The following is a 20,536-nucleotide window of genomic DNA, read 5'->3' on the forward strand; positions in this document are numbered from 1 at the left end:
ATGCCCCCCTTATCAAGGGGGGTGGGGGGGATCGATGCCCCCCTTATCAAGGGGGGTAGGGGGGATCGATGCCCCCCTTATCAAGGGGGGTAGGGGGGATCGATGCCCCCCTTATCAAGGGGGGTGGGGGGGATCGAACCCAAAATCTATCTTCAATTTAATTATAACCAGCTACTTAACCGCTTCAGAAAAAATGACTAAATTAATCATTCACCGACAGCAGCGAGAAGCACAATATTACAGCGAGAATTTAGGGGAAGGCATTAATCTCGACATGATGCTTATCCCTAGCGGTTCCTTCCAGATGGGAACCCCAGATCAAGAAATAGAAAGACTCTGTAAAGAATACGATCGAGACTATTTTCAAAGAGAAAGTCCTCAACACACCGTTAATATTTCAGCTTTTTTCATGGGACGCTATCCCATCACCCAAGCACAGTGGCGAGCGATCGCCGCAACTGCTAAAATAGACATCGATCTAGAACTAGAGCCTTCCCACTTCAAAGAGCCATATCAAGAGCAGGATAGATGGACAAGACCCGTAGAACAAGTAAACTGGGAGCAAGCAACGGAATTCTGTAAACGATTATCAAGGGAAACAACAGGGGAGTATCGGCTACCGAGTGAGGCAGAATGGGAATATGCCTGTAGAGCGGGGACAACAACCGCTTTTCATTTTGGGGAGACGATTACCACAGATTTGGCTAATTACAGCGGAACTGATTGGGAAAGAGACCAAAAAGTTTATCCAGGGAATTATGGAAGGGGACCAAAAGGCATTGATCGAAAACAGACGACACCAGTAGGCTATTTTAAGGTAGCTAATGCCTTTGGTCTGTACGATATGCACGGAAACGTTTGGGAATGGTGTGAGGACGATTATCACCCTAATTATCAAGGCGCACCCACTGATGGGAGTGCTTGGATTAGCATGAACAAATCTACTACCAAAGTGCTGCGGGGCGGTTCTTGGTACAGCAATCCGTATTACTGCCGTTCTGCTTTCCGCAGCTACTACAGCCGCCGCCACTACTACTCCTACGGTTTTCGGGTGGTGTGCGGTGCTGGGGGGACTGTGTAACCCTTTTCCTCTTTTTTCCCTTTTTACCCTTGTTCGATTTTTTTGGGCAAATGTACTATGCGTGTACTATGGGGGGATTGAGAGAATTATATGAGTAGAAAACAGGTTTCTCGGAGAAACCCGTTTTCTGTGCGTTACTCAACGGATTTAGTATAAATTGCTTGTTGAGACGAGATAAGAGGCAATAGTAAAGGGATTGGGGAGAAATTTAGGCACTTTTTCCCTGAAAATTAGGTAATTGGCCACCTAAAAATCGACAAAACCCCACACCCAAATTCATAATTCATAATTCATAATTCATAATTCCCACACCCCACACCCCACACCCTGCCCCCGGGAAAAACTTTTTGCCGCAAACCCTAATTATTGATCAGTAATTCCCAAATTTCTCCCCTATTATTGCCCTGGGAATTAATATTTCTTCGGGCTTTTACCCTTTGAATATTATAGTTTTTATATAGGTCATCAAAAAAATTATTGTCAGAGTCAAAGTTTTTAAGGTCGGAATTACTTAAGATAAATTTATAACCAGCCTGATCCACTCGATCGATAAATTGTTTTAATCTTATTTGCTCCTCATCGTTAAAATCTTCTTTAGTATAAGAGGTAAAAGCTGATGTTTTTTTAATCGGTTTATAGGGAGGATCAAAATAAAATAAAGTCTTGTTATTGGCATAATTTAGAGTTTGGACAAAATCTCCTTGTAGGATCGTCACTTTCTGTAAATGATGATTGACAGCTAATAAGTTTTCTTCATTGCAGATCAACGGTTTGACATATTTTCCAAAGGGGACATTAAAAAGTCCTTTGCTATTGACTCTATAAAGTCCATTAAAACAAGTTTTATTGAGAAATAATAACAAAACTGTTTTTTCTAGACAGTCATCGCAGCTGCGAGAATTAAATTCTATTCTTTTATCTAAAAAAAACTTTTGTTGTTCCTCTAGATTTTTAAGTTCATAAAAATCCTGCTGGATTTTTTTAAGCTTTACTATTAATTCTTTGACATTATTTTTAATAACATTATAAGCCATGATTAAATCAGGATTGATGTCATTAATAATAACTTTTTGAACAGGATAGGGATTATTTAATACTGAGAATAAAACTGCCCCACCTCCGACAAAAGGTTCAATGTAGTTAAACTGACAATCCTGAGAAATCTGGGAATTAATCAAAGATAGAATATTAGGAACCAGTTGAGTTTTGCCTCCCGCCCACTTTAAAAAAGGTTTGCCGCTAACTGTTTTCCTTTCAGACAAAGAAGTAGTCATTATTATTACTAGATTATCCTAATCTATTCAATTTACAGCGCAATTCATGAAAACCTGATCAGAGAATGGGTTACGCTGGGCTAACGCATCTGAATATCCAATATAAGTAACTGATTATAATTAAATTGAAGATAGATTTTGGGCTTGATCCCCCCTACCCCCCTTAACAAGGGGGGTATCGGACAATTTTTAACACCTACCTACTTATCTATTAGATATCAGAAAGGTAAACGGGGCATTTTTTTCAATACTGACTCAATTTGGTTAATTAAATCCAGCAGACGATTGCCATCCACATGAACCTCGCTGGTGGGATAATTAGCGAGGACTTCGATGATTTGAATCTCGTTATCATTAATGGCAGAAGTGACTAGGGAACCCCGTAAAGCTTGCCGACTAGCAGCCCGATTGGGTGTATGGACAATTTCGGCGGCATAATCTAGCAAACTTTCGCCAAAAAAACTATTAAGAAATTTGGAAAGAAAGACGGCATCCACCGCTACGCGACGATTAAGGATTTTACGGAATTCTTCGGGTTTTTGGTTAGCCATCTTTAATTGTGCCGCTAAAGCGGGGGCTAATTCGCCTGTTTCGCTCAATTGCTTTAATTCTGATACCGATACGGACCCTTGGAAGATGTAGTATTTGATGATAGCTGATTCGGCGGCTGACAAAGATTGACAAACACCGAGAAAGATAGATATTCCTAGGGGAAGTAAAAGATTTTTGAACATAAACCAAAGGTGCAAAACAAGCGAAAAGCGATCGGGATGATTGACTCATTCTAGCGGAATTGGTTGCCGCTTAGGAAAAACTTAAGACGGAGTTGATTATCTAGAGATGAATTTTTTAGTCACCCAACAAGGGGCAGAAAGCTGATAGCTTAATGCTAATCATTAATTTACATTCGCGAGAGAGCAGCGATTTTCGCTAGTTTATCTTTTTCCAAACCGTTGAGATCTTCTAGCTTCAACCATCCTTCCTTTAATAGTTGAGCAAAGACAAAAATTAGGGAAGTATAGCGATAGTCATATTTACCATCAATCTGATGTCGTCGGGCGCTTAGATAATCGTGCATTTGCCAGATATCATCTAAAACCGTGATCTGACCAGACTGTTCTTTAATATGTTCTATTAAAGTGCTAGTTTCGCGCTGATAGGCTTTTTGGAAAGCAGTTTGAGCAATTTCTTGTTCGGTATCTGACCAAATTATTTCACTCATAGGCATGATTTTAGTTTTAGGGATGATAATTTTGGATTTTTGAACTACCTCGACTCTTTTCGCCGACACCTGTTAAGAATGATGTTTAGTTATTCTTACCTAGATCGGAGAAGAAACCGGTGTATTTACCAATTTTTTTAAGTCAGCCTTTTAATTGTATAAAAAAAAGAGTTCACTTGACAAGGAACTCTAATAAATTTCATCAGAATTTTTAATGATTTCTCTCAGTAGCTATTTAGCCACGGGCAAAGTTTAATAATTCTTTCGGAGAAGCTAATAAATCGATCGCTACGAAGAAAATTTTATTATCAGGAGTTAGGAGGAAGCGCCATGCCATATTCATACCCACACCTGCACCAAACCAAGGAGTTTGTACTTTTCCCGTCACTTTAATCTGAGTAAAACCGTCATCGGCGGGTTCCACCACACCGCGTTCGGGGATTAATTTCAAATTTTGGCATTCTTCGCGGAAAAAGCGATATACTGCCTCTTTACCGACGATGGGACGTTGGAAAGGTGGTTGTAGAGCGCCGTCAGGGGTGAATAATTCAATTAATACATCAAAGTCGTTAGCGTTGAGGTTGTCCATGTAGTTGAGGACGGTGGCATTGGTAACGCCTTCAATGCTAACTTTAGTCCGTTCGGCAATATTTTGGGGAGGAACCACGGGTTCGGAAATACGGTTATAATCGCCCAGTTTCTTGGGATCATAGCCCATATCCACCACACAATTCCGCAGAACGGTGATTTGTTGTCCCGACTCTAATTTTTTAATCCCGTCTAAAACGGCGCTGGCATTAGCAGATAGTTCATAACCCTTGGGAATTGGGGCAACACTGCCATCTTCCATCCATTGTCCTAATTGATACCAGAATCCCAGTTTGATATTAGCAGACCAAGTGCTGTAGGTGCGACAAACCGGGGTGTCAGCATGGTTAGCTAAGTCGCACATCACCTGCGATTGTTGCAAGGGTGACATCTGCCGAATTTCATTCATGGTTTTTTCGGCAAACACCATACTAGCAGCGCCGGGGGCGGCAACGGTGATGGTTTTGCCCATTTCTAGGTAGGCAAACCAAATCAAGGCTAGTTGATCTTCGGTATTCAGCTGATTGAAACGCGCAATCGTGGCAGGAACCACATCCGCTGATAGCGTGTTGGGGAAAATGCTCCGCGCTGATTCGATCGTAAACGGCATAGATTCACCTTGAAGTAAAGTTTTGTATCAATTTACTGACATTCTATCATATTGGCGACCCAAGGCAGCACCGATGGAGAAAATTTCCCAAAAAAGCTGTACTTTAGATCACACTTACCCGGTATTATCACCAAATCTTAATGGTTGAACAACTGTTCCATCATTTATCTAGGGTTTGCAGCATCGAGCGATCGCTGTTTGAGGATGATTTTTGCTGCTCTAACTCGTTTTCAATCCGTGACTACTCTTGATGCTTCCTAGTTTTTTCTAGGATTTCTCACCCCGTAGTAGGCCATAAATTTGATCCGTATAGTCATAAAACTGAGATTGTCGTTTAATTTTATAATTACGATCTGCGGGTAAATTAATTGTTAATTCCCGTTGTATAGTCCCTGGCCTAGCACTCAAAACATAAATACGTTGCGCCAAAAAAACCGCTTCATCCACATCATGGGTAATCATTAAAATACTACACCTAATTTTTTGCCAAATTTCAATTAAATATTCGTGCATTCTTTCTTTGGTTTGTACATCTAAAGCGGCAAAAGGTTCGTCCATTAATAAAACTTTGGGATGACAAGCAAGAGAGCGGGCGATCGCAACCCGTTGTTTCATCCCACCCGATAGTTCTCTAGGGTAAGCATTAGCAAATTGGGTTAAACCGACAATATCCAGATAATAACAGGCCACTTCCCAGCATTCTTTTGTCGATAATCCCTGTAGTTTTAAGCCAAATTCAACATTTTTTTGGATCGTCATCCAGGGATAGAGTGTATAATTTTGAAAAACCATGCCGCGATCGGCTCCTGGCCCTGTCACTTCAACACCATCAACGGTAATTTTGCCGGAAGTGGGCAGTTCTAAACCCGCAATCATTCGCAACAAAGTCGATTTTCCCGAACCAGAAGCCCCGACCGCACAGACAAATTCAGCACTGTCAACGTGTAAATTAATATCTTTCAGAGCGACCACAGCACCTCGTTTAGTGGTGAAAATTTTATTGAGTTGAGTAATTTCTAAGTGCATTAAGGTTCTTCTCTTATCATTAAAATAACTTTACTGGTGACATAATAAACTCTGTGCTTGAGTTTTTAGGTTAACGAGTAATTGACCATTTACAAGTCCACTGCAAAAACAAACGAAAACTTAAATCTAGAGCAAAGCCAATAATTCCCAGGACAATTAAACAGGCAAAAATTTCATCGGTTCTCAGAAATTTCTGAGCCAATAAAATGCGTTTGCCTAATCCATTATCCGCCGCTACCAATTCCGCTACCACTACCAAATTCCACGCCGCCGCCATATTAACACGAAAAGTATCGATAATATTAGGAATAATATAGGGAGTAATCACTTTAAATAAAACCTGTTTTCGAGTTCCTCCAAGAGTATAAGTTACTTCGATTAATTCCCGGGGAATAAACTTAACTGCATCCATAATCATCAGAGTATTAAAGAAAATTGTCCCGATAAAAATCAGCATGATCTTTGACGTTTCTCCAATACCCAAATAAATAACCAATAGGGGAATAAAAGCAGGAGCGGGCATATAACGGACAACGCCAATGATCGGTTCCATTAAACTGCGAATACTCGGAAAAGTTCCCATTAAAATTCCTAGAGGAATAGCAAACAATCCTCCCAAAAAAAAGCCCCCAACTACTCGCAAAAAACTGGTAATAGTATCTTGAATTAAAAAGCCCTGTTCTGCTAATTTTCCTAAGGCCTGAATAACGGCTAAAGGAGAGGGTAAAAATACAGATTCAATGCCCGCAAAACTAGAGATTAGTAACCAGAAAATAAGCGGGACAATAATAGAGGAAACCATTAAAGTCCACTTTAGGGATTCGGGAATATCCTCGGTAATCCGCCAAAAAGTGCTTTGAGGAAGCGTTTTAGGTGTTGTGGTCATGGGATTTGCCAAAGAAAAGAATAATTTTGATAGCCAATATCACCCAGTTATCAAACAATTCTTGCAGTCAATGATCGAGGGAATAATTAGGAGTTTTTGTCTTGATTTGCCAAGGCCTTGACAAATTGGGAATCTAGAATAGTTGTTAGATCGGGGACTTTTTTAATAAAGCCAACTTCCATCATAAAATCAGCCATTTTTTGAGCGGCAAAGGGCATATTTTTCATGGTTTTCCCCGGACTAAACGCTTCTAGGTTTTCTTCTAAAGTAAAAAACTTCGTTCCCTCTTTATATAGGGCTAATTCTTCTGGACTAATGCCCGCACGCTTGGCCATAATCTCATCGGCTTTTTGGGGATTTTTAGTCATAAACTCTCGAACATCAAACCAGGTTTTGACAAGAGCCTGAACCTGTTCTGGCTTTTCTTTGATTAATTTGGCACTGACAACTAATAAATCAGGAATAGCACCGGGAAAAGCTTTAGAACTAATTAATTCTTTGGAACCTTTTCGTTTAAGGGCGGTTGACCAAAAGGGTGGAAAAGCGGCCACTGCATCCACTTTTCCCGATGCAAAAGCGGCGGCAGCAGCCCCTGTTTCCATGGGGACAATTTGCACATCTTTACGGCTCATTCCTTCTTTTTCTAGGGCTAAACTGAGGAGAAAGTCACCGACAACACCTTCTTCAACAGCAACTTTTTTGCCTTTTAAATCTTGAATCGTTTTAATCTCTTCTGTGACAATAACTTTGTCATTTCCTGACGAGTTATCATTGACTAAAACAGCAACTTGACCATTCACTGCATCTCCCGCAAAAGCGATTGTATCGTTGAGAGTTTGACTATTTCCATCTAATTGTCCGGCAGCTAAAGCTTGCAAGGATTCAAGATAACCATCAAACCATTTCATTTGAACATTAGCCCCATTTTTAGCAAATAATCCCTCTTCTTCAGCGATCGCCCAGGGCCACCAACCGGCCCAATTACTATAACCAATGACAATGGGGGTAGTATTATTTAGAGAACTACTTGCATTGGGGGTTTGCTGAGGAGCTTGATTACAACTAATGGTTAGGAGTAAGCTACTAAAAAAAACGAGAGGTAAGGAGAAAAAATTGCGCCGTTTCATAGGTAATAGCCTTGAGAGATGACAGCTAGTAAAGCAGAAATAAATCTCAAAAACTGTTACTGATTAACAATTCAAAAACTTCGGCCTATGGACTTGGCTTTTTAGCCAATTTAACCACTCTTCTAAACCTTCTCCTGTTTGAGCAGAAAGAGCAATAATGGTTACATCGGGATTCATAGAACGAACATTTGCCTCTAAACTTTTTAAATCAATCTCTAAATAAGGAGCCAGATCTAATTTGGTAATAATCAGACAATCCGCCTCTTGAAACATAATTGGATATTTGAGGGGTTTATCTTCTCCTTCAGTAATACTTAATAGAGCAACTTTTGCGTGTTCCCCTACCTCAAATTCGGCGGGACAAACTAAATTTCCCACATTTTCCACCAACAATAAATCAAACTCTTTGGGGTTATAATCTTCTTGGAAACGATGAATTCCCCCAGCTACCATTTTGGAATCTAAGTGACAGGAGCGACCCGTATTAATGGCAATCACGGGAACTCCATATTGTCTCAGGCGCTCTGCATCTAGTTCTGTAGTCATATCACCTTCAATAACAGCCATTTTTAATTGATCTTTTAAGGCTGCGAGGGTTTTTTCCAATAACACAGTTTTACCCGCACCAGGACTACTCATCAGGTTTAAACAGGTAATACCCCACTCGTCAAAATGTTCCCGGTTGTGATCGGCTCCTGCTTGATTGGCATGAAGTAGATTAATTTCTAGGGCCGCGTCAAAAGTTTGGTGCATTTTAATTGAGAATGAATAATTGATCATCGAACTTTTATAAGCGATCGCCCAACTTTGTTTAAAAATCTAAAGAATATTCAATGTGGTCAATTTTTAACTCTCGACCTGAACGAATATCCTCCATCGGTGATCGACAAGTTGGGCAGGAATATTGCTGGCCAATTTGGGGTTGATAATCTTTTTGGCAGCAATGACAATAAGCAATTAGGGGAATATTTTTAATAGCTAATTCCACGCCGGCAAGAAAAGTATTGGCAGTTTGAACTTCAAAGGCAAATTGTAAACTGACCGGTTCGACACAGGTAAATTCACCAACCATGAGATGAATTTTTTCAATTTTGAGCTTTTCAGGTTGGCTATCATACCAATCTCGAACTGTCATAATTAACGCCTTGGTCATATCAGTTTCGTGCATAGGAAATTACTGCCAGGGTTCGTCAACGGCCAGATTGGCCTCAGGATGAATATAATAGGGCTTTTCTTTACGCGGTAATTGACCTGAAATCACCAGATGAGCCATGGCATCACAAATAACACGGGTAGCCATTAAAGAGGTCATATCACTAATATCGTAGGGAGGGGAAACTTCCACCACTTCCATGCCACAAATGGGAGCTTTTTGGATAATTTTACCTAATAAAGCTAAGGCTTCACGGGGTAATAAACCGCCAGGTTCTGGCCAACCCGTACCGGGAACAAAACCGGCATCAATGCAATCAATATCAAAACTAATCCAAACGCAATCCGTACCATCTAAAGCTCGTTCTAAGGCAAATTCGGCTGCCGCATCAATGCCTCGTTCCACAATGTCGGTGACGGTCAAAATATTAGTGGCCCGCTCGCGGCACACTTTAACACCTTGACGGGGAACTTGCCAACCACCAATCCCTAATTGGACGAGATTTTTAGCAGGAGCATTTTTCATATTGGTGGCATGAAACCAGGGGCAAGTGTGCATCCGTTCATCTAAATCCGTTTCCTGGGTATCCACATGGCGATCAAAGTGAATAATACCGACTTTTTTATCCCCTAAATGCCGACAAATACCCCGCACTGTCGGAAAACCAATGGAATGATCACCCCCTAAAATAATCGGCAAGGCGCCGGAACTAAAGACATGGGCAACCCCCTTCGAGATTTGATCAAAGGACTTTTCATTATTAGCAGGAATGGTGAAAATATCCCCCAAATCACAGAGCGTAATTTGTTCGCGCAAATCTACCCCTAATTCAAAATTGTAGGGCGTATAAAGAGCCGAAATCCGCCGAATTCCCTGGGGACCAAAACGAGTTCCGGGTCGGTAAGTTGTCCCCGAATCATGGGGAACACCGACGATTGCCACGTCATAATTGCCCACATTCCGCACATCTTCCAAATAGGGGGCCTTCATAAAGGTGTTAATTCCCGCATAGTGGGGTAACTCACCCCTGGAAAAGGTGGGAATACTGCGATCGCGAATACTATCGGCCGCCTCTAAACCGTAGGTTAACCCCTGAGAAACTTCCTGTTGCCAACCGGTTAGGGGCAAATGGCGTTCTTTTTCTAGGGCCTGTTCAGCTTCGGTTAAACGCGGGGGTTGAAAAGTAGATTCCTCGGACATCATTTCACCTCAAAATACAATAACCCGGGAGTCTTCAAAGACACTGCCTCAAAACAGTTATCCTTAAAGTCTCCCGGGCTTTTATCCCGCCGTGTAGCCAGCTTAGACGGAAAAATTTTTGATCCGCTCATTTAAGACTAGCTTGCTCCTCTCGGACTTGACATTTAAGGACGCTTAAATCGGAACCCTAGAAGCAGTTTCTCTGACCTTAGACGATCTCAATCCAACAAATGGTATCACAGACTACAGAAAGCTGATTTTTCCCGCTTGGATATGGTTTGCTGAATAATTAGGTGGGTATTAAAAACTTTCAGATGCCCCCCTTATTAAGGGGGGATTAAGGGGGGATCGAACCTAAAATCCATTTTTAATTTAATTATAACCAGCTACTTATATAATAAAAAGTATCTCCAGAGAATGATTTTTCCTGTCTCTATGCAACACCCCTCTCTGACTCGCTTTGAACCGGCGACTACTCTTGATGAAATCTATTTAACTATATCTCCTGAACCCCTATTAACTCAGAAGGAAATAGATGCTTTTTATCGAGAAGAAATGAATAAGGTGAGAGGGGAAGATAAAATTCAGCGTCTAAAATTAGGGTTAAAACGGGTCATAGATACGCAACAATATTACAAAGCCTGTTTAATGGGACACACGGGGGTAGGCAAATCGACAGAATTAACTCGTTTAATTAATGATCCTGAGATTAAACAGCATTTTGAACCCCTGCGATTTAGTGTTTTAAATGAACTCGATGCGATTAATTTCAGTCCCCTTGATGTGTTTCTCTTTATGGTGGTAGAAATTGTTGAGAAAACCGCTAAAATTTCTCGACAACCCAGTGATGAAAATTTACAAAAGCTTTGGGATTGGTTTAGTTCTGAAGAATTTACCCGCAAGGAAACCAGAGAAAGTCAAATCAAAACGGAAGCAGGAGCGGGAGTAAAGGAAGATTCTTTCTGGAATAAAATTCTCGGACTTTTTGCCTCTCTCAAGGGAGAATTCCGGTTTGCTTCCTCGCGAGAGAAAAAAGTTGTTGAATACCGTCTTTCCCGTTCCAGAGATTTAATTAATATTGCTAATCAACTCCTAAAAGAATGTGATCAGAACTTACAGGAAACTATGCAGAGAAGCTGGTTAATTATTGGAGAGGACTTCGATAAAGCTGGTGTTTCACAAGAAGCGGTCAGGGATTTATTTTTAAACTATTCTAACATTTTCAAAGATTTAGACATTCACATTATTTTTAATATTCCGATTGGATTATATAATTCATCTCCCGGGATTAACCTCACTTTTGGCCATAATCTCCTAATTCCCGATACTCCAGTTTTTTGCCAAAAAGATCATACTCCTAACCAAAAAGGACGGGAAGCAGTGAGAAAAGTTTTAGAAGCAAGAATTAAATCTAATTTATTTGAAGATGGACAAATAGAGCGGGTTATTATTGCATCTGGTGGCAATATCAGAGATTTATTTTATTTAGTTAGAGAAGCTTCTGATGAGGCAATTGTCAATCAACAAAATCTGATCATGTCTAGTCATATTAGCAGGGCAATTCGCAGTTTAAGAACAGAATATAAAAGACGTTTAGGCCAAAATCCTTATGATACCGATCATGTTAGTTATGGGGATAAGGTATTATTGTTAAAACGAATTTATGATGCTAATCCAGAAGCACAAATTCCCAATGAGATATTATACGCTTTATTAAATGATCGTGCGATTCAAGAAGTAGATGGAGACGGGGAAAGATGCTTTATGGTGCATCCCCTTGTGGTTGATATTTTAAATGCTCAAGGTCATATTCCTACTGCTCCCGATGGAGGTGTCCCCGGTGGTACATCAAGTTAATCAAACTAATCAATCGGAGTTAGAACCGGGTACTATTTCCCATACAGCAGCTCGTTTGCTATTATGGGGACGAAGACCATCTAGAGGTTTAGCTAGGGTGGAATTTTATGATGAGTTTTCCCGTCAGCAAGTAGTTAGAGAATTAGAGAATAAACTGCAAGAACAAGGCATTATTTTTTATAAAATTGTCTTACCAATATGGGAAAAACCCTCTTTTGTCTTGAACTTCTTGTTAACACAATTGGCAGAATTGGAGTCGGGAGTAGTATCAATTACTGGTTTTGAAACCGCTTTTTCTGATGTTTCCCTAGTAGATGCCTTGCAATTAATTAATTTCAATCGAGAAAATTTAGCTCGCTTTAATCTCCGACAAATTTGGTGGATGAATCATGATTTTACTAACAAAGTTATTCGGTATATGCCAGATTTAAATTCTTGGTTTTTCCTGCGATTACTTTTAACAGAAAATTCAACCCAAGCTACCAAATATAATCAGCTATTTACCGATAAAAATACAGTTCATGATCCCTATAATTTACCAGGAACAGCAGTTAACTTTGTTGGTAGAGAACAGGAATTATCCCGGATTCATCAAGCTTTTCAGCAATCTTCCCTAATTGTTTTAAGTGGGATGGGAGGTTCGGGAAAAACTGAATTAGCTTTACAGTATGCTTGGCAACATAAAGGGGATTATCCTGCGGGTATTTGTTGGATAAATGTCCTTAACAGTGACCCCGGTTTAGCTATTTTATTTTTTGCCAGAGAATACCTGGGTTTAAACATCCCCAATCAGGGAACCTTAAGTGAACGAGTGCGTTACTGTTGGCAAAATTGGCCCGAGGGAAATGCTTTAATTATTTTTGATGATGTGCGTGACTACGACCAAATTAAATCTTATCTACCACCGGGAAAAGAATCTCGTTTTCGGGTTTTGATTACCACTCGCTTTAGTTACTTAGGGGTATCGCTATCAACGATAAACTTAGATGTTCTCACAGCAGCGCAAGCTTTAGATTTACTGCAAACCTACTTAGGAAAAGAACGTCTAACCGCGGAGTTAGAGGCAGCCAAGCAACTTTGTCAGTGTTTAGGATATTTGCCTCTAGGATTACAATTACTAGGCAGTTTTCTGAGACAAGAAACCACTGAAACTTTAGCAAATATCAAGGAAAAATTCCCGAAGAAAGGCTTAAAATATCTCAACTCTGATAAGGAGGAAGTCCGCAGTATTAAAACAATTCTGGAACTCAGTTGGCAACTGTTAGAAACAGAAGAACAAAAATTAGCTCTTTATCTCAGTTTATTTGCTTCGGCACCTTTTCCCAAGCACTTAATCATCAGTTTATTTTCTGATGAAGCTAAAGACGAGATAGAAAAATGGTTAACCGATAGCTTGGTTAAGCTTAATTTGCTGAAATCTTTAGGCAATCAATGGTATCAACTGCATCCCCTCATCCGTCTTTATCTACGGGAAAAATTAGAAGGTTCCGAGATAGCCAATACCGCAAAAAGTCGTTATTGTACGGTGATGACAGATACATCGAGAACAGTCCCCCAAACTCCTACTCTAGATATTATTCAAAATCTGACTCCCTTAATTCCCCATATTGAACAAGCTGTCAGGGAATATCCCCAATATATCGCTGATGAGGATTTAGTTTCGTCCTATACGGGTTTAGCTTGGTACTATAACGGACAAGGATTGTATGCTATTGCTGAACCTTACTGTCAAGCTTGTTTAACCGCAACTCGAACCCGCTTAGGAGAAAATCATCTCGATGTGGCAACTTCCCTCAACAATTTAGCACACTTGTACGAATCCCAAGGCAGGTACACAGAAGCAGAACCTCTCTATCTAGAAGCATTAGATTTGTATAAACGACTCTTAGGAGACAATCATCCCGATGTGGCAACTTCCCTCAACAATTTAGCACTATTGTACTATTCCCAAGGTAGGTACAAAGAAGCGGAACCTCTCTATCTAGAAGCATTAGATTTGTATAAACAACTCTTAGGAGACAATCATCCCCATGTGGCAACTTCCCTCAACAATTTAGCAGCATTGTACGATTCCCAAGGCAGGTACACAGAAGCAGAACCTCTCTATCTAGAAGCATTAGATTTGAGAAAACGACTCTTAGGAGACAATCATCCCGATGTAGCAACTTCCCTCAACAATTTAGCAGCATTGTACGATTCCCAAGGCAGGTACACAGAAGCAGAACCTCTCTATCTAGAAGCATTAGATTTGAGAAAACGACTCTTAGGAGACAATCATCCCTCTGTGGCACTTTCCCTCAACAATTTAGCAGCATTGTACTGTTACCAAGGCAGGTACACAGAAGCAGAACCTCTCTATCTAGAAGCGATTAAGATTGCTACCCAAGTATTAGGGAAAAATCATCCCCATACCCAAACAATTATGGAGAACTATAAAACTATGTTGTCGCAACTCCGGCAGGCAGAATTAAGATGAGTTAGAGTTTAAATGCTTGGGAAAATAGGGCTTGTAGGCGCAGGGATTTTCCATTATGAATATAATATCATGTCAAGGGGCTTTTGTCAAGAGAAAATTTTGACAACATCCAGAAAAACCTAGCCGATTGTAGGGGTAATTCATGAATTACCCCTACACCTATTACCTAGTCCAGTAACCCACCACCTAATCATCGACTATGATGGAATTAATCACTGATAACTGATTACTGATTACTGATTACTGATAAAGCTATGACACTCAAAGAACAACTAATTAAAGAAATCGAGCAGACACCTGACACCCTTTTGACTGAATTACTTGACTTTTTGCTCTTTATCAAAGAACGACATACTGCAATAGAAATTACAGAAGAAGAGCAAGCTAACATAATCGCTTCTGAATCAGCTTATCAAGCAGGAGACTATCTAACCCTCGAAGAATATGAGGCAACTCAAGCGTGAACTACAGAGTTATTATTCCGAAACCCATTCAAAAACAACTAAACAACTCCGGCAAGCAGAATCAGGATGAGTTAGAGTTTAAATGCTTAGGAAAATAGGGCTTGTAGGCGCACGGATTTTCCATTATGAATATAGTATCATGTCAAGGGGCTTTTGTCAAGAGAAAATTTTTCTGATCCGGAAGGAATTCAACCTAGATAGAAACTGAGGATCAGAGCCACTAAAAAAGTCATTAACAGGCATAAAATTCCGAAATAAAGGACGATTTTAGGACGGAAAGCTGATAGGAGGAGGATAAAAGCTTTAATATCAATGAGGGAAGCAACCAGTAAAAAAGCTAGAGTGGAACCCACGGACAGATTAGTAATTAAAGAACCGGGGACAAAAGAGCTAAGACTAGCATTAACAGCGAGAGTGAAACCAAAGAACAACTGCACGAGAATTTGAGTAGCGGGAGTATTCCCCCAGGCAATTAATTGACTCTGAGGTAATAATAGCTGAAAGACACTAGCGATCGCACAGCCAATAATTAATAATCCCCCTAATTCCAGTGCTTCATCGATAAAGTTATCGAGAAATAACTGCACAGAAATTGGCCAAGCTTGCCTATCTCTAGTTTTATACTCATAAACAAGACTGCCGACTCTTTGTAGGGGTTGACTGGCTGCTTCCTCTGGTAAAAAACTCCCGGAAAGAACTAAACTCGATTCTAGGGGAATTTCGCTATCGGTGCGGGGGTTTTCCCGATAGAAACTAAAGAGAGTGCCGATAACAATTGCCATTAACCAGACCGAAAGCGATCGATAGAAGAAAACACTAGAATAGCTGAAAGTCTGCCAAGTTAGCCAAAGAGTGACGATATTTAGGGTAGGTGCAGCGGTGAGAAAGCTAAACACCACCCCCGGGGGTACTCCCTCTAATAAGAATCTTCTAGCGACGGGAATCGTGCCGTATTGTCCGACGGGTAGAATTAATCCGATGGCACTGCCAACGATCGCTCCTAAGACTCGATTACGGGGAAATATCGCCGCTAATCGCTGTTTATTGACGAAAACCAGCAAAAAACTGGAAACGGCTGTCCCCAAAAGTAAAAAGGGAAGCGAGGTCAAGACTAAACTAAGAAAAAAAGTAACAGCGATAGAAATTTGATTCATGAATAGGGTTCAAGATCGGCAGCTATCCTACAAAATAGCAGATAAGGTAAAAAGTAAAAAGAGCGGTTTTAGATGCAACAATAGGTAGCTGGTTATAATTAAATTAAACATGGATTTTAGGTTCGATCCCCCCTAGCCCCCCTTGATAAGGGGGGAAGCCAAAGGCGGGGGGATCCCCCTTGATAAGGGGGGTGCCGATCCCCCCTTAGTCCCCCCTTAATAAGGGGGGCATCTGATAATTTTTAATGCCTACCTACTTAGGTTAGTTTGTTGAAATCAAAAATTAAAAAGAACGTAAAGCGATTAATTGTGCCTCAGCTTTATGAAGGGATTCTAACCATTCTTTTTCGGGATCGCTATCGGCAACTATTCCCGCTCCCACCTGTCCCCAAACGGTGTTAAAATTCCCTTGAGTGGTCATTAATAGGGTACGGATGAGAATATTCAAATCTAAATGACCCCGTAGGTCAATATAGCCACAGGAACCATAGAATAAATTGCGTCGCATCGGTTCCAATTCTTCGATAATTTCTAGACAGCGAACTTTCGGACAACCGGTAATTGTTCCCCCGGGGAAAAGAGCTTTAATTAAATCAATAGCATGATACTTTTTACCTAATTTTCCTTGAACATTACTGACCAAGTGCATAACATGGCTATAACGCTCGATCGTCAGTAATTCATCCACATCAACCGATCCCCATTCACAAACTCTACCCAGATCATTGCGTTCTAGATCCACTAGCATAATATGCTCGGCCCGCTCTTTTTTATTAGTTAATAGTTCCTCGGCTAATTGTCGATCGAGTGCCTCGGTTTTACCCCGGGGACGGGTTCCAGCGATCGGTCTAGTGCTGGCTATTCCCCTTTCTAATTTTACCAATCTTTCGGGAGAACAACTAATCATTTCTCCCCAAGGGGTGCGCCAATAACTAGCGAAAGGAGAAGGGTTTATCTGTTGTAAACTGCGATAAATTTGCCATCCTTTTGCCCTAGTTGTGCTTTGAAATCTTAGGGATAAATTTGCTTGAAAAATATCGCCTTTTCTGATATAATCTAAGGCTTTTTTAACAGCTTTTTCGTAGTCGAGTTGAGAGGTATAAAAGATTAAGGGAGAGGGATGGGGATCGATCAACTCAAAATCGGGGTTAGTGGTTAAAGATTGTTCGTATTTATCTAAATCTTCGGGTTTAGTGGCAGCTAACCAGAGAATTTGTGCTTGGTGATCGAGAATGGCAAAACTATCCGGTTCATACCAATAAGCGACGGGAAAAGGGAGAGTATCAGCTTTCCTGTCCGGTAATTTTTCTATCTCCCAAGCTAAATCGTAGCCTAACCACCCCAACCAACCGCCATGGAAGGGAAGATGATCGGGAAGAACATCCGATCGGGTTTGGGGGAGTAAACTGCTTAAAAAGGGCAAAATTTCCCCTAGTGCGGGGGTCCAAAGCTGACGCGGGGAACCAGCACAAAGAGAGTAACGGGAAAGGGAATTACCCGGATAGGGACTTTCTAGTAAAGTAGCGATCGCATCTTGGCAGAATAAGCAGGCAAAAACCTCGGAACCAGTGCGCTGATGCAGAGGAAGCGATCGCCAATGCCATGCTAAAGGTTTTTGCATCTAAAATTGCGGGCCAAAATAGCTGGGAAATTGGGTATAACTAGGGTTTTGGTGTTAGTTGTGGGGGAGTTGATCTTTCCTATCTGCTAACACCTATTATCTTAGTCCTAAATGTTTGCTGCCTCCTAATTATCCCCGATAATCGAGGTCAATTTCTTTAGAACCACCGCGCTGTAATTGGCCTAATAATTCCCCTAACTGACTCCAAACCAAACCACCAATAAAGATAGTCATCGGGAGAGAGATAGCGTAGGCAACCCAACCATTGAGAATAAATATATCTAATCCCGAGGCCAGGAAAAGACAGATTCCTACACAAATACCAATAAAAGGAATTTGTAAGGCACTGGATTTTAAAAGATTTTGATCGTCTGAACCCTTATTTTTATACCAATTGTTAACCACTTGCTTGAGACTAGCTTCAAAAGCGGCCCCGCAGGTAATACCGATAAATAAACCGGCAAAAACTAGAAAATAGGGCGGTTGGGGCAGAAAATAATAATCCATAGAAAAAGTGATTAAGCGATGATGACCTTAAACACTTTAACGCGAACTGGTTTCTCGCGGAAGGACAGCGGCCACACCTTGGCTGGATAATTCCCGAAAAGCGCTCATGGCCACATCCAAGAGTCGCCGCGGTTGCAATTCTCCTTGAATTAAACCCCAGAGACGTTGCACTTCGGCAGTGTGGAGACGGTCATCTTCCGTTAAAGCTAATAGCAATTGACGACGCAGATAACGACCTTCTTCCGAGAGAAGAAAAGTGATGCCTAATTGCGCTGTGGGCAGTAAATCGAAGTTACTTTCCGAGCGAGCCATTGTAATCATGTTTTCTAGGCGTTGCCATTGGAATTTACCGTTTTTGAACAGTACATCCAGTAAACGCCGCCGCAGTTGGGGCGATTCCCCGGTCAGGAGACGTTTAGCGACGTAGGGATAGGCTACTTGGACGATTTTGAAGTTAGGATCGAGGGTAAGGGCCACCCCTTCTTGGGTGACGAGGGAACGAATAATCAGGGCGAATTTGGCGGGAATCCGGAAGGGATATTGGTACATCAATTCGGAGAAATCATCGGTAATAGTGCGGAAATTGAAGTCACCGACCCTTTGACCGATGGCATTGCCTAAAACCCGTTCTAGAGCCGGAATAATTGGTTTTATATCGGTTTCTGGGGTTAAAAATCCCAGTTTGACAAAGTTGGCGGCCAGGTTTTCGTAGTCTTTGTTAATTAAATCGACGACGCAACTAGCGAGGGTTTCTTTAGTTTCCTCCTCTAACTGGTCCATCATGCCAAAATCGATATAGGCCATGCGACCATCAAAAGTGGCGAAAAGATTACCCGGATGGGGATCAGCGTGGAAAAAGCCGTGTTCGAGGAGTTGCTGTAATCCAGAGGTTACGCCGATTTTAACGATACTATTGGGGTCTAATCCTAAAGCTTTGATATTCTCGGTATCGGTGAGTTTATAGCCATCAATCCATTCCAGGGTGAGGACGCGGCGACCACTATAACGCCAGTAGATACTGGGAACTTTAACTTCGGGGTTATTTTGGAAGTTGGTGGCGAATTTTTCAGCGTTGCGACCTTCGTTTTGATAGTCGATTTCCTCAAAGAGTTTGGTGCCGAATTCATCGACAATCAGGGTGAGGTCGTGGCCGAGATTGAGGGGTAATAAAGGACCGAATTTTTGGGCAGCCCAGCGCATTAGGTATAAATCGAGGCTTAAAAGCGCCCGCAGCCCCGGTCTTTGCACTTTAACGGCTACTTCTTCGCCGGTGGGTAGAATAGCTTTGTAAACCTGTCCTAAACTAGCGGCAGCCACAGGGGTGGGGGATATTTCCCGATAGGCTTTTTCTACAGGCATTCCCAATTCTGTCTCGATAAGGGCAAAAGCGATGTCGTTATCGAAGGGGGGAAGTTGGTCTTGTAGTTTAACTAATTCGTCTAAAAAGTCTTTGCGAACGAGGTCGGGGCGGGTAGAGAGAGCTTGACCGACTTTGATGAAGGTGGGACCCAAACAGGTGAGAATTTGCCTAAGTTCGCTGGCACGCTGGTATTTATTGGCTTCTTCTTGCTTTGTCCATTTGTCCCAGAGGAGACTGAGGAGAAATAATCCTAAAGACCAAGTAATCACGAAAGCGCGACCGAACAATTGCCAAGGTTTGTAACGGTATTGTTGAGCGATCGCTTCTGCACTGTAAGGAGTGAACTGTGTTTCTTCTCGTTTCCGGTCAGTTTGACTGTCTTGATGCCGACTCACTAGCTAATCTCTATATATCTTACGCCACTTCATATTGTAGCTAAGTTCTTGACATCAGTATACAAAACTACACATTATTTAATAATTGTTATAATTTCCTGAGAAATCATAAGTATTTATTGCTGGACTGCCGGGGAAATTCTCGGCTAGTGGATGTCCTCAAGTACCTGATGGATATTTTCAACAAGCTGTTCTATAAAGTTAACGGCATCATTAACCATATTTTCATCGATATTCCAGCGACTGCCGATTCCATAACTCGGGTCTATACTTTAGACGTTCATAATCTGAGATTTATTAAACTTCTGAAATCGTAGAATCAGCAAGGAATCCAGTTCTTTTTTATGGGTTCTTCGTTACTTGGTATGGTTCGATAGGGGGGCATAAATCGACTAAATCCTTATCTGGCAAGAGACTTAATTGATTAGTTCGCTCTAGAGCAAAAACAATTGACAAAAATCGCAGCCATGCCTTTCTCTATAAGGGTTCCATCCCTTATAACCCCCGTCCATTGCATAACACAAACCGAAGAGCC

Annotated in this window: 18 protein-coding genes and 1 riboswitch; of the genes, 4 read left to right on the forward strand and 14 right to left on the reverse strand. The window is 41.2% G+C overall.

Annotation, left to right across the window (positions count from 1 at the left end; genetic code table 11):
- Nucleotides 1–193 precede the first annotated feature (193 nt).
- Nucleotides 194–1,081, forward strand: coding sequence for a formylglycine-generating enzyme family protein (locus IM509_RS04155; RefSeq protein WP_052277853.1), 888 nt, complete (start codon nt 194–196; stop codon nt 1,079–1,081).
- 359 nt (nt 1,082–1,440) lie between these two features.
- On the opposite strand, the gene IM509_RS04160 is transcribed toward IM509_RS04155, so the two are convergent.
- The 10 genes from IM509_RS04160 to IM509_RS04205 form a co-directional block, all read right to left on the reverse strand.
- Nucleotides 1,441–2,355: a DNA adenine methylase gene (locus IM509_RS04160; RefSeq protein WP_052277854.1), complete on the reverse strand. Its 915-nt coding sequence runs from the start codon at nt 2,353–2,355 to the stop codon at nt 1,441–1,443.
- A 218-nt stretch (nt 2,356–2,573) separates the two neighbouring features.
- The gene (locus tag IM509_RS04165) at nt 2,574–3,089 is read right to left on the reverse strand and encodes an alpha/beta hydrolase (RefSeq protein WP_072926031.1); all 516 of its coding nucleotides are present in this window, start codon (nt 3,087–3,089) and stop codon (nt 2,574–2,576) included.
- Nucleotides 3,090–3,256: 167 nt separating this feature from the next.
- Nucleotides 3,257–3,583, reverse strand: coding sequence for a fluorescence recovery protein (gene frp / locus IM509_RS04170; protein ID WP_002746320.1), 327 nt, complete (start codon nt 3,581–3,583; stop codon nt 3,257–3,259).
- Nucleotides 3,584–3,812: 229 nt separating this feature from the next.
- Nucleotides 3,813–4,775: an orange carotenoid-binding protein gene (locus IM509_RS04175; RefSeq protein ID WP_002765486.1), complete on the reverse strand. Its 963-nt coding sequence runs from the start codon at nt 4,773–4,775 to the stop codon at nt 3,813–3,815.
- Nucleotides 4,776–5,042: 267 nt separating this feature from the next.
- Complete coding sequence (locus IM509_RS04180) at nt 5,043–5,801, reverse strand: ABC transporter ATP-binding protein (RefSeq protein ID WP_052277856.1); 759 nt, start codon at nt 5,799–5,801, stop codon at nt 5,043–5,045.
- Between the two features lie 70 nt (nt 5,802–5,871).
- Nucleotides 5,872–6,687 (reverse strand): ABC transporter permease, encoded by an 816-nt coding sequence (locus tag IM509_RS04185; protein WP_002777588.1) that lies wholly within the window; start codon nt 6,685–6,687, stop codon nt 5,872–5,874.
- Between the two features lie 86 nt (nt 6,688–6,773).
- Nucleotides 6,774–7,814, reverse strand: coding sequence for an ABC transporter substrate-binding protein (locus IM509_RS04190; protein ID WP_052277857.1), 1,041 nt, complete (start codon nt 7,812–7,814; stop codon nt 6,774–6,776).
- A gap of 63 nt (nt 7,815–7,877) precedes the next feature.
- Nucleotides 7,878–8,567 carry a hydrogenase nickel incorporation protein HypB gene (gene hypB, locus IM509_RS04195; RefSeq protein WP_185237134.1) on the reverse strand — a complete coding sequence of 230 codons (690 nt, stop codon included), beginning with the start codon at nt 8,565–8,567 and terminating at the stop codon, nt 7,878–7,880.
- 58 nt (nt 8,568–8,625) lie between these two features.
- Entirely contained in the window at nt 8,626–8,982 is a 357-nt protein-coding gene (hypA, locus tag IM509_RS04200; RefSeq protein WP_036402098.1) for a hydrogenase maturation nickel metallochaperone HypA, read from the reverse strand.
- Between the two features lie 6 nt (nt 8,983–8,988).
- Nucleotides 8,989–10,167 carry an agmatinase family protein gene (locus IM509_RS04205; RefSeq protein WP_185237135.1) on the reverse strand — a complete coding sequence of 393 codons (1,179 nt, stop codon included), beginning with the start codon at nt 10,165–10,167 and terminating at the stop codon, nt 8,989–8,991.
- Nucleotides 10,168–10,235: 68 nt separating this feature from the next.
- Nucleotides 10,236–10,369, reverse strand: a riboswitch (guanidine-I (ykkC/yxkD leader).
- 233 nt (nt 10,370–10,602) lie between these two features.
- Between IM509_RS04205 and IM509_RS04210 the strand changes: the two genes are divergently transcribed.
- The 3 genes from IM509_RS04210 (at nt 10,603) to IM509_RS04220 (ending at nt 14,964) form a co-directional block, all read left to right on the forward strand.
- Complete coding sequence (locus IM509_RS04210) at nt 10,603–12,024, forward strand: hypothetical protein (protein WP_185237136.1); 1,422 nt, start codon at nt 10,603–10,605, stop codon at nt 12,022–12,024.
- Nucleotides 11,993–14,500, forward strand: coding sequence for a tetratricopeptide repeat protein (locus tag IM509_RS04215; RefSeq protein ID WP_052277858.1), 2,508 nt, complete (start codon nt 11,993–11,995; stop codon nt 14,498–14,500). Before IM509_RS04210 ends, IM509_RS04215 begins: the two co-directional genes overlap by 32 nt.
- A gap of 254 nt (nt 14,501–14,754) precedes the next feature.
- The gene (locus IM509_RS04220; protein WP_002760925.1) at nt 14,755–14,964 is read left to right on the forward strand and encodes a hypothetical protein; all 210 of its coding nucleotides are present in this window, start codon (nt 14,755–14,757) and stop codon (nt 14,962–14,964) included.
- Nucleotides 14,965–15,152: 188 nt separating this feature from the next.
- On the opposite strand, the gene IM509_RS04225 is transcribed toward IM509_RS04220, so the two are convergent.
- The 4 genes from IM509_RS04225 to IM509_RS04240 form a co-directional block, all read right to left on the reverse strand.
- On the reverse strand, nt 15,153–16,118 hold the full coding sequence (locus tag IM509_RS04225; protein WP_052277859.1) for a permease: 966 nt from the start codon (nt 16,116–16,118) through the stop codon (nt 15,153–15,155).
- Nucleotides 16,119–16,401: 283 nt separating this feature from the next.
- Complete coding sequence (locus tag IM509_RS04230) at nt 16,402–17,739, reverse strand: anthranilate synthase component I (protein ID WP_052277860.1); 1,338 nt, start codon at nt 17,737–17,739, stop codon at nt 16,402–16,404.
- A 129-nt stretch (nt 17,740–17,868) separates the two neighbouring features.
- Nucleotides 17,869–18,246 carry a hypothetical protein gene (locus IM509_RS04235; RefSeq protein WP_052277861.1) on the reverse strand — a complete coding sequence of 126 codons (378 nt, stop codon included), beginning with the start codon at nt 18,244–18,246 and terminating at the stop codon, nt 17,869–17,871.
- Between the two features lie 36 nt (nt 18,247–18,282).
- Nucleotides 18,283–20,001 (reverse strand): ABC1 kinase family protein, encoded by a 1,719-nt coding sequence (locus IM509_RS04240; RefSeq protein ID WP_002788657.1) that lies wholly within the window; start codon nt 19,999–20,001, stop codon nt 18,283–18,285.
- Between the last annotated feature and the right edge of the window lie 535 nt (nt 20,002–20,536).

Source organism: Microcystis sp. M31BS1 (assembly GCF_020245285.1).
Taxonomy (GTDB): domain Bacteria; phylum Cyanobacteriota; class Cyanobacteriia; order Cyanobacteriales; family Microcystaceae; genus Microcystis; species Microcystis panniformis.